General features: G+C 60.3%; 11 protein-coding genes. 8 read left to right on the top strand and 3 right to left on the bottom strand.

Annotation, left to right across the window (positions count from 1 at the left end):
• Nucleotides 1-133 precede the first annotated feature (133 nt).
• Both metR and BOP96_RS13940 read right to left on the bottom strand, forming a co-directional pair.
• On the bottom strand, nucleotides 134-1,051 hold the full coding sequence (gene metR, locus BOP96_RS13935) for a transcriptional regulator MetR (protein ID WP_014717116.1): 918 nt from the start codon (nucleotides 1,049-1,051) through the stop codon (nucleotides 134-136).
• Between the two features lie 77 nt (nucleotides 1,052-1,128).
• Nucleotides 1,129-6,699, bottom strand: a complete 5,571-nt coding sequence (locus BOP96_RS13940; protein ID WP_238346842.1) for a dermonecrotic toxin domain-containing protein — start codon at nucleotides 6,697-6,699, stop codon at nucleotides 1,129-1,131.
• Nucleotides 6,700-6,889: 190 nt separating this feature from the next.
• Here BOP96_RS13940 and BOP96_RS13945 point away from each other — a divergent pair, with 190 nt between their 5' ends.
• The 5 genes from BOP96_RS13945 to BOP96_RS13965 all read left to right on the top strand — a co-directional run bounded on the left by BOP96_RS13945 (nucleotide 6,890) and on the right by BOP96_RS13965 (nucleotide 10,547).
• Nucleotides 6,890-7,909 (top strand): alpha/beta fold hydrolase, encoded by a 1,020-nt coding sequence (locus BOP96_RS13945; protein WP_019817689.1) that lies wholly within the window; start codon nucleotides 6,890-6,892, stop codon nucleotides 7,907-7,909.
• Between the two features lie 58 nt (nucleotides 7,910-7,967).
• Nucleotides 7,968-8,621, top strand: a complete 654-nt coding sequence (locus BOP96_RS13950; protein WP_014717119.1) for a DsbA family oxidoreductase — start codon at nucleotides 7,968-7,970, stop codon at nucleotides 8,619-8,621.
• A gap of 227 nt (nucleotides 8,622-8,848) precedes the next feature.
• Nucleotides 8,849-9,769: an arginase gene (locus BOP96_RS13955; RefSeq protein ID WP_073453138.1), complete on the top strand. Its 921-nt coding sequence runs from the start codon at nucleotides 8,849-8,851 to the stop codon at nucleotides 9,767-9,769.
• Nucleotides 9,766-10,146 carry an EamA family transporter gene (locus BOP96_RS13960; RefSeq protein WP_014717121.1) on the top strand — a complete coding sequence of 127 codons (381 nt, stop codon included), beginning with the start codon at nucleotides 9,766-9,768 and terminating at the stop codon, nucleotides 10,144-10,146. Before BOP96_RS13955 ends, BOP96_RS13960 begins: the two co-directional genes overlap by 4 nt.
• Complete coding sequence (locus tag BOP96_RS13965) at nucleotides 10,143-10,547, top strand: EamA family transporter (RefSeq protein WP_014717122.1); 405 nt, start codon at nucleotides 10,143-10,145, stop codon at nucleotides 10,545-10,547. Before BOP96_RS13960 ends, BOP96_RS13965 begins: the two co-directional genes overlap by 4 nt.
• A gap of 134 nt (nucleotides 10,548-10,681) precedes the next feature.
• On the opposite strand, the gene BOP96_RS13970 is transcribed toward BOP96_RS13965, so the two are convergent.
• Nucleotides 10,682-11,452 (bottom strand): MipA/OmpV family protein, encoded by a 771-nt coding sequence (locus tag BOP96_RS13970; RefSeq protein WP_014717123.1) that lies wholly within the window; start codon nucleotides 11,450-11,452, stop codon nucleotides 10,682-10,684.
• 241 nt (nucleotides 11,453-11,693) lie between these two features.
• Between BOP96_RS13970 and BOP96_RS13975 the strand changes: the two genes are divergently transcribed.
• From BOP96_RS13975 to BOP96_RS13985, 3 genes are read left to right on the top strand one after another with little or no spacing between them, the layout of a single operon-like run.
• On the top strand, nucleotides 11,694-12,398 hold the full coding sequence (locus BOP96_RS13975; RefSeq protein ID WP_014717124.1) for an MtnX-like HAD-IB family phosphatase: 705 nt from the start codon (nucleotides 11,694-11,696) through the stop codon (nucleotides 12,396-12,398).
• Nucleotides 12,391-13,785, top strand: coding sequence for an aspartate aminotransferase family protein (locus BOP96_RS13980; protein ID WP_003188936.1), 1,395 nt, complete (start codon nucleotides 12,391-12,393; stop codon nucleotides 13,783-13,785). The genes BOP96_RS13975 and BOP96_RS13980 overlap by 8 nt, the downstream gene beginning before the upstream one ends.
• Complete coding sequence (locus tag BOP96_RS13985) at nucleotides 13,782-14,675, top strand: alpha/beta hydrolase (RefSeq protein ID WP_014717125.1); 894 nt, start codon at nucleotides 13,782-13,784, stop codon at nucleotides 14,673-14,675. Before BOP96_RS13980 ends, BOP96_RS13985 begins: the two co-directional genes overlap by 4 nt.
• Nucleotides 14,676-14,703 lie beyond the last annotated feature (28 nt).

Raw genomic sequence — 14,703 nt, forward strand, 5'->3', positions numbered from 1 at the left:
CGCGAAAGCGCGACACCAGTCACTGGATACGTTGACTGACCCACCGCATTCGCGAGCAAGCCCGCTCCCACAGGGGGGGGCTGCGTTTAACTGACCGGCATTACTCACACAAGGCCACACACTTGAAGCCCGTTCAACGCGCCGCGCTGACGCCATCCAAGGTGGAAAATGAGGTGTCCTTGGCCGTCAGCAAAAAGTCGCGCATGTAAGGCGCATCGAGCATGTCGGCACGAATGCCCGCATACAAGGTGGCGAACAAACCCTTCTCACCCAAACGCTTGGCCTTCACATACCCGCGCGAGCTGTATTCATGCAGCGCCCAGTGGGGCATGCCGCACACCCCACGGCCGCTGGCCACCAGTTGCATCATCATCACCGTCAGCTCCGAAGTCCGTACCTGGGCCGGTTCAACGTCGGCCGGTTCCAGGAAGCGGGTGAAGATGTCCAGGCGGTCACGTTCCACCGGGTAGGTGATCAGGGTTTCTGTCAGCAGGTCTTCCGGCACGATGTAGGACTTGTTCGCCAACGCGTGCTGGTTGGCCACCGCCAGCATGGCTTCGTAAGTGAACAGCGGCACGTAGGTGATGCCCGGCAGTTCCAGCGGGTCGGAGGTCACCACCAGGTCCAGGTCGCCACGGGCCAGGGCCGGCAGCGGCGCGAAGGCAAAGCCCGAGGCCAGGTCCAGCTCGACTTCCGGCCAGGCATCGCGGAACTGGTCGATGGTCGGCATCAGCCACTGGAAACAACTGTGGCATTCGATCGCCATGTGCAAACGCCCGGCGGTGCCCCCGGCCAGCCGCGCAATATCGCGCTCGGCGCCGCGCAGCAAGGGCAGGGTGGCGTCGGCCAATTGCAGCAGGCGCAGGCCGGCACTGGTGAAGCGCACAGGCTTGGTCTTGCGCGCGAACAACTGCATGCCCAGGCGCTCTTCCAGCTCCTTGAACTGATGGGACAGGGCGGACTGGGTCAGGTGCAGGCGTTCGGCGGCCTCGACCAGGCTGTCAGCTTCGCGCAAGGCGTGAAGCGTCTTGAGGTGGCGAATTTCGAGCATGGCGGCCTTCATGAGTGCAATTTGCGTTCAATGATAATGCATTGAGCTTTGTTCATGTTGGCCGCAGCGTAACGGCGTCAACCCAATGGCAGGAAGTGGGTTTCGGCGATCGACTTGTCGATGTTGCCGCGCCAGATCCTGGTGTCGGCAAAGGCAGCGCCAGCACCCTCTTTGGCGGCTTGCCATTTCATCCCGAGATATTGCTGATGTTGCAGCTTTAAATGTGCTTTGCGAAAACTGTCGAATGCCGAGTTCGGCGCATCGTAATGAAAATGGGCGTACCAGATCGGTTTGTCGGTTTTCGCCTGCTTGCTCGCCTCGTATATTTCATATTCTTGCAGGTAGTCGTCTTGTCCATCGGGACGCTTTTCGCGCATTTTTTGCCGTGTGCCTTTCTTGCGGATTACCACGCGACCTTTGCCCATCAGGTAATCCAGGTAGCCCTCGGTAGGCGTACTGCTTTGCAGGCTGCGCGTGATACGCAACGCTTCACCGGACTTTTCAAGCGCACTGGCTCGAGTGTTCAGTTGTTCGATGATCGGGTTGTTTGCATCCAGGCTCTGCACTTTGCTGGCGCGGGCACGCAGATCGTTGGCCTCGGTCACCAGCATATGTTCAAGATTGATCGGTTCCATGGTTTTGTAGCTTCGCACCTTATTTTCAAAGGCATCCGCCGCCGCCAAGCGTGCACGGGCGTTCGCGAGCAAGGCGTTTACGTCGGTGGGGAGCTTCGGTGGGGCGGCAACCGTTCGGCTTTGGTTGGTGTTCAAGCGAAAGGTGTTGCTGTCGCCAATCTTGTCCCACACTTCAACAGTCGCCCCATCCGCATCGTTGATGATCAATTGCCTCGGCGACTGCTGGCCGGCCGGCTTCTCGATACCAATCAATAACTGACCCTCGTCAGTTTCAAACACCGTTTGGGTGGTGTTCGATGTTGACTGGGAAGCGGGCTTTTTTATCGTGCGCTGGGCTTTTCGTATCAGGCGGGCAAGATCCTTCTGCAGCAGCGCCAGAAAGCTTTGGTCGAAATGGCTGGGCGATTTTTCGTTCCAGGTTATCAAGTCAAGCGACAAGTCTTCATAGACCTTGATGCAGTTTTGCAGGACCCGGTTGCGTTCGACACGGCTGATGTTGGCATCGGGCAACGTCATGTGGCTGGTGACGGCACGATCGAACTTGCTTCTGGCTCGATGCACTGCGGCCTCCAGAAACAGCCAGTCAATGCTCAAGGTGTCTGGCCGCAGGCTGAGCGCTTGCATGAGATTGCTGCTTCTCGTGCTCGCCATGCGCAGGTCGGTAAACCTGTTTTTCCAGGCATCCAAGTAGGTGGAGACCTCCGTGCGCGTGTGCCTGACGGTGATGCGTTTGACCCACGTGCTCATGTCTTTCATCGAGGCCTCTATCCGGTTCAGCTCATCGAGCAAGTCAAGGCGACACTGTCTGATTTCCTGGGTCAGTGCTTGAAGAGCCCCTGGTGTGTGAGATGAGCGGTTCAGTTGGTGGTTGATCTCGATGATTCGATCGATAAGCACACCGGCCCGGTCTTTTGCATTCTGGATCAGGTGGTTCAGGCGGTCCGCTACGATGTGGGCTGTCCGGTTCAGTTCCTCGGAATAGTCGAGGTCGCGAATATGCACTTGACGCTGTTTAGCCGTTTCGAACGATGCATACAGGTGCTTGGCATCGTCGACGTCTTTGGTCAGCGCGATATCCAGGATTTTGCTGTCCGTTAATTTTTGTGGTGATACGTCTGACGGGGCCGGATAGTCACTGGCAAATTTCTTTAGCTTGCTGGTGGTCTCGCTGACCTGACCGTAACAGGCACGGGCCTGGTTTTGCAGGGATTGGCCGAGTTCGAGGCGCTGCATATTGACCTCAAGCGCGTCTGCAGGCAGTTGCCGAGCGACGGTTGCTGGCACGTTGGCCCGCGCCCGCGATGCGTCACGTCCTGTGCGCCTGCTGCCGCCGCCATAACCCGTGAGGTGGCCGCCATGCAGTGCCGAGTAAGTGTCCCACTGCAACGCGTGGTCCAGGGCAACGGCCGGTGAGTAATACTTGCCCTTGGCGACCAGACGCATCTCGTGAGCCGTTGGGTCAAACTTGACGTTGTAATAGCGCCCCTCACTGAGGATGAAATGCTCGCCAGAGGTGTGGCGCAGGGTATGGCGATAAGGCCCGGTATGTACCGGTTGCAGGCTGTCGATACTGAAGATATGCGGGTGTTCGTAACCGGCAAAACGCTGGCGTGCGGTTGTGCGCTGGTGTGTTTTGACAGAGCGCCAAAAGTTTGGGCGTCGCGGATGCTTGAGCTGGTGGGCGGCGCTCAATCGCCGGGCCGAACTGCCGCGTGAGCCGGGCACGGCCGCCAGCGCCAGGGTATCCATCGCCGCGTATACCAGGCACTCGAACACCGAGGCTAATTGTTCGATGCCATGCCCGCTGTCACCGCGCCTGAAGGCAGCTACGGCTTGGTACAGGCTGGTGGTGGCGTCTGCCAGGGACACTGCAGTGCCGATAAAGGGTACGAACGACAGAGCGATTTTGATGCCGTTGAACACCTTGCCGCTTTTGAGAGAATATTTTTCGTGGGCCAGGTCATCATTGGATCGCGCATCATTACGATGCGCTTCCAGCAAACGGCCCATCTGAGCATTCAACTGATGGGCGGCCAATGAAGTGGTGACTGGCCAGGGGAGTCCGGCCTGTATCATCGCGTCGTAGCCTTTACCGGTGGCATGGTCGATACGACCCAGGTGTGCTCGCACATCACCCTTGATTGCGCGACCCGCCACGTATAGCGCCATGCTGTCGAGACGGCAGAGTTCGAACAGGGCAATGCGCGCCTGCTCAAGATTGGCATAACGGCGCAGGTAGCGTTCGTCAGGCGCGTCCGGAAGGTAAAGCAAGGTGCTGCCCGAGTTTTGTTCCTCGATGAATGTGATGCCCGACAGGGTAATCTGGCTCTCCTGCCGGGTGTCCGCACCACCAACACTCAGATGAGCCGGCAGCAGACGGATGCGCTTCGCGCTGGCGTGCCAGGCGGCCTGGGTATCGGCGTCGATGGCGGTGTTCAACACCCGTACTTCGTCGGCGCTGATGTGGTTCTGCATGTGCGCCAATATGCCCTGCGTTTTGAGCATCAGGCGCAAAGGCTCCACCAGGCATTCGCGGCGGTAGAGTTTTTGATGGATGGATTCGCCCTGGGCGCCCTTGAACGCGTCGAGGATGCGGACTTCGTACTGTTTAGCCAGGTCAAGGCCGGTAACTAGATCCTTCAGGTAGCTTTTTGTGATGCCAGCCTTGAGGGTGTCACGCTCTTCGACATCGTCGGCTGTCACCTGGACAGTCACGAACCCCAGGCGCTGGCTCAGTTCGGCGTCGATGTTGCGTAGCGCCAGGTCGTCCAACGTCATCTGGCTGCGCCTGGCACTGGGTATATCAATGATTTTGACCGGAGTACCCGGTGCGGCGCCGGCAATGATGTCGCGTTTTTGCTCCACCGAGTCAGGCAGTTCCAGTTGAAGAGTAAAGCCTTTGCGGATGGAAAAATCCTTGCGTATACGCGCATCGAGCTTGTGCCTGACGAACGCGTCACGCGGTGGCAGGGAGCGCTCCAGCAGCGTCTGGGCATTGTTCAGCGCCGGTATATAGGCGCGTAGCAGGGCCTTGAATGCCTCGCGTTTTTCAACGGGTTGAGTGATCAGCCATGACGGCAGTCGTTCGGCCAGCAGCCGCGCATTATGTTGTTCGACAAGTAGCAGAAACGCCGCCTCACGCGCCGAGTTTTCGGGCACCAACAAGCCAGGCAGCGTTTGCTCCACCCGTTGCTCCAGTTCACCGACGCGCTGTGACGCGTGTTCATCGGCTGACCACGTCTGGCGCACGCGGGCGGCCTGTTCTTCAAAGGCGGCCTGTTGACTGCTCAAGCTGTAGTCGAATGGGTCCTGGGTCAGTGTCGTGAATTGCAGCGCCAGTTGTTGATCCTCGGGCTGAATGCCAAATATCCCATCCTCCAGTGCCTGGCGCGACGAGAAACGCTGCAAACCACCGTCCCTGCCGGGCCAGTAAATGATATGCACGCCTTCACGTGTCCCGGCCGTGGATTCGTCCTGGGGTGGAAGGAAAACCAGTGGCCCGTTGAGTTCGGTGCGGGTAGGCGTTGGATTCCCGGCTTGAGTGACCGACAAGGTCAACGCGACGACATCCGGCGAGGGTGCGGCCAGGGCGTTTTCGATCAGTTGCAGTTCGTCCTCACTTAGTTGATCGAGGGTTCTCTGGATACGCGCTTCGGTCTTGACCCCCTGCAAACGTGCCTGGTACAGCGCGGTGTAGTGGGTGTTGAGCGTGGCGAAATCCAGGGGCACTCGGTTGAGCATGGCCCGCGCCGCCGCTTCGGCAGCGTGTTGTAGCGCCTTGAGTGCGTCCAGTTGTTGCTTGAATGACTGCCAGCGCTCACTCGTTGGTGTGTCGTTGCCCAACAGGTTTTCCAGGGCGCGCCGTTGGTGCTCGATCAAAGCTTTGCGTTGGCGGGTATCGACACCGTTATGCAGCCGGCCGAATTGGGGAACGGGTGGGGTGCTAGTGGTGCCGACGGCCGATTCCGGGTGTTCAGGCTCCGAGGCAAACAGACAGCGGGTTTTACGCATGTCATCAAGCCGGTCGACGTGCTGGAGGGCCAAGTAAGCGTCGTGGATCTGTACGTTCGCAAGCGGGCTCAGAGCGTCCTGATATTGCGCCTCGGTCAATTGTTTCAGCCAAAGGGTGATGCCCGTTTCCAGCGGGTTGTGGCTGGCCTTGTAGTCGATCCTTGCCAAAGGATCGACCTCGGTGATGCCGAACAGCGTTTGCTGTCGGTCGAGCAGCCAGCGTTCCAGGTCTTCGCGTCTGCTCAATACCTTCCATGTCGGAACCTGAGTGGGCAGGTACAGCAGTTGACTGGCCGGCGTTTCCGTATCGAGGCTCAATACCCAGGCACCAGGCAGGGCGATGGCTGGGGCGTCGTGGGGCTTGAGAAATAGGTGTTCGGTGTAGCGGCGAGGTGTCTGCGCTGTAGCCGACTGCGAATGGAGCAGTGAAAACACGGGATCGAGGACTTCGGCATGCACCTTCCCCGAGGCGAGTGACCGCTCAGCGCTGGCTTCAATGTGAATCCGGTACAGCTCCAGCACCCGCTTGTAGCAAGTTACCGGCGAGCGGGGCGCTCGCTCTGTACGCCAGTAGCGCAGCCAGTGGTCATCCAGGCTTTGTTCCAGGTCCAGGCCCTTGAGCTCGTCGAGCAGCATCGCCGCGGTGTAGCGCGACAACGCGTGGGCCTGCGGCAGGTTGAGCACACGTGCGTCTGGCACCTGCGCTGTATCAAGGGCCGGATGCTGTTGCATATAGAGGCAGGCATCTGTCAGGACAATGCGGCTGCGCCCACGTCGCTCGGTGGCGGGAAACTCCAGTGCCACGCGCTCGCCGTCCAATTGAAGCTGCGCTTGGAGCATCCGATTGATGGTGTCGCGCACCGTCGGGATACCCTCCATTAGCACGAGCAGCTCGGCGCGGCAGTTCTGCAAGCGTGGCGTGGCATCGGCGAGCAGGTGTTCGTCGATGGCCGGTTGCATCAGTGGGTGTGTCGCAGGAGGTAGGGCAATGGAAGAAGGCATGGGGCGGATTCGCTCTATCTAAAAGGCCAAAGCCCTATTAGAGATCGACATGCCAAGTGGGCTGCGGCACATAGCTATCGACATGACCGCTGGGCACTCTTCATCAAACTGTCATCGAACTGTGGCAGCGCGCTTGAACAAACTTCATCAGACTCGCGCTCTACTGGGGTTCTGCGTTTTGGTGTTTTTCATGCGTGCGTTGTTTTTAGTGGCCGCTCTCCTGTTCGGCCTGCCGTCTTTTGCGGCTTCTCGGTGTGATGTCAATGTCCCGACCCAAACGGTCGACCTGGCTCAGGTGAGCATCGCCTATCAAAGTATCGGCCGTGCGTCCGACCCTGCGTTGCTGCTGGTGATGGGGCTGGGCGGGCAGTTGATTCACTGGCCGGATGAAGTGGTGGTGGCCCTGTGCGAACAAGGCTTTCGGGTGATTCGCTACGACAACCGCGACGTCGGCCTGTCCACCTGGCGGCAGGCGCCGGCGAGCGCCAACCTGACCTTCGAAGTGCTGCGCTACAAGCTCGGTTTGCCGGTGGCGGCACCCTATACGTTGACCGACATGGCCGACGACGCGCTGGGCTTGATGGATGCATTGCAGGTGCAGCAATTTCATGTCCTTGGCGCAAGCATGGGCGGCATGATCGCTCAACACCTGGCGGCCATGGCGCCACAGCGTGTGGAAAGCCTGACCCTGATCATGACCAGCTCCGGCGCCGAGGGCCTGCCCGCACCGAACGCAGCCCTGGTGCAATTGCTGTCGCGGCGCAGCGCGCCCAATCGTGAGGTGGCGCTGGAGCAACAGGCAGACTTGCTCGCGGCGTTGGGCAGCCCGGATATCAAGGACGATCGCCAGGCGTTGCTGCACCAGGCGGCGCTGTCCTATGACCGCGCCTTCAACCCCGAAGGCGTGAAGCGCCAGATCATGGCGATCCTGGCCGAGCCGAGCCGTGTGCCCTTGCTCAACCAACTGCGGGTGCCGACCCTGGTCGTACACGGCACCGCCGACCCGTTGTTGCCGGTAATGCACGGCGTGCATCTGGCCGCGCATATCCAGGGCAGCCAGTTGAAATTGATTCCCGGCCTGGCCCACCGTTTTCAGGAAGCGTTCAAGGCGCCCTTGCTGGCGGCGGTGTTGCCCTACCTGCAAGCCCATCGCCAGGATGCCGCGCACTGGGCGCAGATCGATTTGAGCGAGCCTTCGAAGGTGCTGTGAAGGTGGTGTATCGTGCAACCTTTATGTATGCGCATGACTGCCCGCGAGGTTGCCCACCATGAGTACCCCCCTGAAAATCGATTTCGTCAGCGACGTATCCTGCCCCTGGTGCATCATCGGCCTGCGCGGCCTGACCGAAGCCCTCGACCAGCTCGGCAGCGAAGTGCAGGCCGAGATTCATTTCCAGCCGTTCGAACTGAACCCGAACATGCCCGCCATCGGGCAGAACATCGTCGAGCACATCACCGAAAAGTACGGCTCCACGGCGCAAGAGTCCCAGGCTAATCGTGCGCGTATCCGCGACATGGGCGCCGCATTGGGCTTTGCGTTCCGCACCGACGGCCAGAGCCGTATCTACAACACCTTCGACGCGCACCGCCTGTTGCATTGGGCCGGGTTGGAAGGTTTGCAATACAACCTCAAGGAAGCGCTGTTCAAGGCGTATTTCAGCGATGGCCAGGACCCTTCCGACCACGCGACCCTGGCGATCATCGCCGAGAGCGTAGGGCTGGACATTGCGCGCGCCGCCGAGATTCTTGCCAGCGATGAATACGCCGCCGAAGTCCGCGAGCAGGAACAGCTGTGGGTTTCTCGTGGGGTGAGTTCGGTGCCGACCATTGTCTTCAATGACCAATATGCGGTGAGCGGTGGGCAACCGGCGGAAGCCTTCGTCGGCGCGATTCGCCAGATTATCAACGAATCGAAATCCTGAGGCCGAGCACGGAGCAAAATGTGGGAGCTGGCTTGCCTGCGATAGCGGACTGTCAGTTGCAAATGGGCTGGCTGACACACCGTTATCGCCGGCAAGCCAGCTCCCACACGTGATACTCATTGTTTGCAAACATGGCGCTCATCCGAGCGCTGGCCCATCCCTTGCATTACACCCCTAAAGCCCAACCGGCCTGCGGTTGGGCGCTGCCATTAGGGGTGAAACTTACCTTGAACATTCTAGACCTTGACCACAGCCTCACCGGCCAGGCACCGATTGCCCGGCGGTTGGCCAGCGGTCGGGCCACGCGCCTGGACCTGCTGGACCTGGGCCCGAAATTGCGTTTGTGGTCCACCGAAAAAACCTGGAAGCGTTTCGTCGAGCGCCTGGCCCAACGGCCACGGCCCCGTGACGCGCGCCCGGAAATCCTGTTTGTCGGTTCCGGCGATTATCACCACCTTACGCCGGCGTTTTTGGCCGATCTCAAAGAGCCCGTCAGCCTGATTCACTTTGACAACCACCCCGACTGGGTGCGCTTTGCGCCCAAGCGGCACTGCGGTTCGTGGGTCAACCGGGCGCTGAAGATGCCGGCGATCCAACGCATCGTCACCCTCGGCCCGTGCAGCGATGACCTGCATAACCCGCAACTGCGCGGCGGCAACCTTGGCGCCCTCAAGCGCGGGCGTTTGCAGTTGTTTCCCTGGCAGCATCCGCCGTCCAAGGTCTGGGGCCGGGTGGGGGACGGCGCCGGCCACCAGCAACAGGAAAACCACCTGCATTGGCGCAACCTGGCGGACCTGGATTGGGCAGCCTTCCTCGACCAGATGATTGCCAGCCTGCCCACCGAGGCGATCTGGATCACCATCGACAAAGATGTGCTGGCCAGTGAAGACGCCGCCACCAACTGGGACCAGGGCGGCATGCGCCTGACCCATTTGCTCCAGGCCCTGCGGGCGTTGGCGGCGGGTAAACGCATCATTGGCATCGACATCTGCGGTGAGTTCGCCACACCGGCGTTCAGCAACGCGTTCAAGCGCTGGGAAGCCAAGTCCGACCAGCCGCCACCGGAGCGCTGGAGCCCGCAAGACTTGCAGCGCAATGCTGCAGCCAATGAAGCCTTGATCGACCTGTTTGAGGAGCTGTTCCCGTGACCCTGACCGTGGTGTTGTTACTGGCGTTTTCCATCGTCCTCGATGTGATTGGCCAGCTGTGTTTCAAATTGGGCGTGGACCGTTTGCCCCAACTCGATGGCGGTTTTCGCCTGCGTGCGTTCTGGGGCCAGGTGTTCAATGCGCCGCTGCTGTGGGCCGGCGTCGGCGCCTATGTGATTGAGTTTTTTGTGTGGCTCGAAGCGCTGTCCCGTGCGCCCTTGAGTCTGCTGTTTCCGCTGGCGGCGTTGGCCTATTGCCTGGTGGTGTTGGCGGGCAGGGTGGTGCTCAAGGAAACCGTCAGCGGACGTCGCTGGCTGGGCACATTGGTGATCACTTTGGGTGTGATGTTGGTAGCAATCGCGGGGAACCAGGCATGACAACGCAAACAATCAATACCGGCTGGCTGCATGGGCGGCTTGGCACCCTGGTGCTGTGGGCACTGCTGATCGCCACCGAAAGCGCCGGGCAGTTGTTCACCAAGGTGGCCGGCGATCAATTGGGGCCGATGGACTTCAGTTGGCAATGGCTGGCGGACGTGGCGCGTAACCCGGGGATTCTGGCGGCGATTGCCAGCTATCTGGGTGCGTTTTTTGTGTGGATGCTGATCCTGCGGCGTAGCAGTTTGTCCCTGGCGTTTCCGCTGAGTTCGCTGGTGTTTGTGGCCGTATTGCTGGGGTCTTGGCTGGGGCTGGGCGAGCACATCAGCGTGCTGCATTGGGTGGGCGTGGTGGTGATTATCGGTGGTATCGCGCTGTTGGCTGAAGGCGAAGAACACTGAAGTTAGTGCTATGAAACACAGGCTCAATGTGGGAGCGGGCTTGCTCGCGAATGCGGTGGGTCAGTTAAGTATCGGGTGACGGACACACTGCTTTCACGAGCAAGCCCGCTCCCACAATTTTGCTCCCGTGTAATTCAGTCGAAGGTGTAGCTGATCGCCGTCTGCACCTGGCCCTGATTCACATGGCCAGCCTCCTTGACGATGCTGCTCTTGGCCGCCGACCCCACCAGGTGTACCCAGCTGGCGCTGGTCAGCAGCGACCAATGGGGCGCCATGGGGAAGGCGAAGCTTTGGCTCAGCGTCACATTCTGGAAGCCCCCGCTCGCGTTATAGGGCCGCAAGCCTGAAGCGACGGCTTCGTTGTTGTCCACGCCGAAGAAGGTATTGGTCTGGCGCGCATCGGCAAAATGCGCAACCAGGCTATTGCTGCCGATAATCCCGCCACCCACGGGGTAACCCAGCTCGCCGCCGATTTTGCCCAGGGCGCCGCTCTGGGAATGCCCGCCGCCCACGGCCTGGCCCAATTGCGCATAGACCCGCCAGAAATTGGCCGGGGCGTATTGGACGAAGCCGCCCACCTCGGCCATGTCCGACACGTTGCGCAGGCCCTGCAATTCGCCGTTGGAAGTACGCCCCGGAAGGTAGTTGATATAGGGGCCAGCGGTCAGGCCGTGGGTATCCAGGGCGCTCCAGGTGAGGCCGTCATCGGTACTCAGGCTGACGTCGCCCCAATCCAGGTCCAGGTAAGGCACAGGCCGGGTTTCGTAGCGGCTGGCGCTGGGGTCGTGGGGCTGATAGCTGAGGCCCGCGCCCACGTCGCCCGTGATGCCTTCTGCCCACGCGGCACTGCAAAGGCCCCACCCTCCAAGTAAACCGGTGAATACAGCAGCAGCGAGCTTGGACATGGAGACGTTTCCTGAAGGTGGGCAGGCGCGCATGAACGCGCAAACCGACGCGCCTGCGCAAGCACTCATGTTGTTTGTAGCAAGCTACAAAAATTGTAGCTCCTGCGACATATATCGCTGCGCATTTCGCGCTCACCCCCAGCCCTGCGGGGTTTTGGCCAGTTGGCACAGTCCCTGCTCTATCCCTTGGCAAGCGCAGACAGCGCGCTCCTCCAAGGCCCTTTACCTAAAGGAAAGGCAGATGATCAACTGGCATATCGTGTGTGACTTCGACGGGACCATTACCCCCACCGATGTCATCGACAACGTCCTCCAACGCTTCGCCGGCCCCGAGTGGGAAACCATTGAGCAGGAATGGCTGGATGGGCATATCGGTTCACGCGAATGCCTGAGCCGCCAACTGGCGCTGATCAAGGCCACCCCGGCTGAACTGCTGGCGTACTTTGACAGCGTCCAGATCGACCCGGACTTCCCGGATTTTGTCGATCACGTCATGGGCCTGGGTGCTTCCATCGAGGTGGTCAGCGATGGCATCGAGCAGGGCATTGCCCGCATCCTTTCGCGCAACTACGTGACCTTGTTGCCGATCCTCGCCAACCGCCTGCGCCAGGTCGACCAGGACAGCTGGCGCATCGACTTCCCGTATTCCAGCGATGCCTGTCGCGCCGCTGCCGGCAACTGCAAGTGCAAATCCACGCCGCGCAACAAGCGCGTGCTGGTGATCGGCGACGGCAAGTCCGACATGTGCGTGGCCTCCACCGCCGACTTCGTGTTCGCCAAGGGCAGCCTCGCCGACTACTGCGTCGCCCACCAGATTCCTCATGCGCGCTTCGACAGCTTTGCGCAAGTGCCGGCGTTGCTGGCCAAGCTGCCACAAGGCCTCGCCGCCAACGCCACCACCTTCAACACCTCTTCTGACAATCAGGAACTCTTCCATCATGTCTGATATCCGTATCGCTACCGCTGAAGACCAGGTGCTTCTGGATAAAGAAGCCAAGTATTGCTCCTACGGCGACACCGTTCACTACATCGAGCCGCCGCGTATTTTCAGCCGCTGCGAAGGCTCCTATGTGTGGGACACCGAAGACCAGGCCTACCTCGATCTGCAGATGTGGTACTCGGCCGTCAACTTCGGCTATGCCAACCCGCGCCTGAACAACGCGCTGAAAAAGCAGATCGACACCCTGCCGCAAATCGCCAGCCAGTACCTGCACAAAGGCAAGATCGAGCTGTCGGAAATGATCGCGGTCGATGCCAAGAACAAGTTCGGCCTCGACGGCCGTGTGCACTTCAACGTCGGCGGTTCGCAGTCCATCGAAGATTCCCTGAAGGTGGTGCGCAACGCCAGCAACGGCAAAAGCTTGATGTTCGCCTTCGAAGGCGGCTACCACGGGCGCACCCTCGGCGCCTCGTCGATCACCTCTAGCTTCCGCTATCGTCGTCGCTACGGCCACTTTGGCGAACGCGCCAATTTCATCCCATTCCCTTACCACTTCCGTGGCCCGAAGGGCATGACCAAGGAAGAGTACGGCAGCCATTGCGTGCAGCAGTTCGCCCGCTTGTTCGAGACCGAATACAACGGCGTGTGGGACCCTAAGACCAACCAGTGCGAATACGCAGCTTTCTATGTCGAGCCGATCCAGGGCACCGGCGGCTACGTGATCCCGCCGATGAATTTCTACCGCGAGCTCAAGCACGTCCTGGACCAGCACGGCATCCTGATGGTGTCCGACGAAATCCAGATGGGCTTCTATCGCACCGGCAAACTCTGGTCGATCGAGCACTTCGATGTACAGCCGGACGTGATCGTGTTCGGCAAGGCGTTGACCAATGGTCTCAACCCATTGGGCGGTATCTGGGCCCGTGAAGAGTTGATCAACCCGAAGGTGTTCCCGCCAGGTTCGACTCACTCCACCTTCGCCTCCAACCCGTTGGGCACCGCGGTGGGCCTGGAAATGTTCAAGATGACCAGCGAAGTCGACTACGGCGCCATGGTCATGGCCAAGGGCAAATACTTCCTGGAAGGCCTGCAAGACTTGCAAAAACGCTTCCCCATCATCGGCGATGTGGACGGCCTGGGCCTGGCGCTGCGCTGCGAAATCTGCGGCCCGGATGGCTTCACCCCGGACAAGGCGACCCTGGACTACATGGTCGAAGAAGGCATGAAAGGCGACATGCTGGTAGACGGCCAGAAGCTCGGGTTGATCCTCGATGTGGGCGGTTACTACAAGAACGTGATCACCCTGGCGCCGTCCCTGGAAATCAGCTACCCGGAAATCGACCTGGGCCTGAAGTTGCTCGAGCAACTGCTGGTGCGAGCAACCACGCGGTGAATGCTCAAGGGATCGACCTCGGTGAAGGCACTGCCGGTTTCGTTCTCGGTGATGGTCCGGTCGGGATCCTGTTGATCCACGGCCTGACCGGCACACCGACCGAGTTGCGCCAGGTCGCCAAGGGCCTGGCCAAGGCGGGCAACTGCACGGTGTATGTGCCCACGCTGGCCGGGCACTGCGGCGACAACAGCGACTTGCAGGCCACCGGCTGGCAGGACTGGTACGAAGGCGTGCGCAAGACCTTCGTACAGGTCAAGCAACGCCACGGGCAGGTGTTTGTCGGTGGCTTGTCCATGGGCGCGGTGATGTCGATGTATGTGGCGTCCGAACACCCAGGGCAAGTCGCCGGGTTGCTGATGTATTCCACCACCTTGAAGTACGACGGCTGGAGCATCAACAAACTGGCGTTTCTCACGCCCTTGCTGATGAAGATTCCGTTCGGCGTGCACATTTGCAGCTTCGAAGAGAAGCCGCCCTATGGCATTAAGAACGAGCGCCTGCGGGCCATCGTCGAGCGGCAGATGAAGGAAGGCGAGAGCAGTGAGGCGGGGTTGCTGACCATGGAAGGCATCACCGTGCGCGAGCTGCACCGCATGAACGCGGTGGTCAAGAAACGCATGCCCCAGATCAAGGTGCCTGCGCTGGTGCTGCATTCCATCGAGGACGACATCACCAGCCGCTGGAACGCCGATTACGTGGAGCGCCACCTCGGCGGGCCGGTGACCAAGATCCTGCTGGACAACTGCTACCACATGATCACGGTCGATTTGCAGTACCGCCGGGTGATCGAGTTGAGTGCCAGGTTTGTCGAGCAGCACGCAGTTCTAAAATCAACGCAGGCCCCTGTGGGAGCTGGCTTGCCTGCGATGGCATCACTGAGGTCTGCCTGACGTACCGAGGCGCCTGCATCGCAGGCAA

Origin of the sequence: Pseudomonas sp. FSL W5-0203, from assembly GCF_001896155.1 — a bacterium.
Lineage (GTDB): Bacteria > Pseudomonadota > Gammaproteobacteria > Pseudomonadales > Pseudomonadaceae > Aquipseudomonas > Aquipseudomonas paracarnis.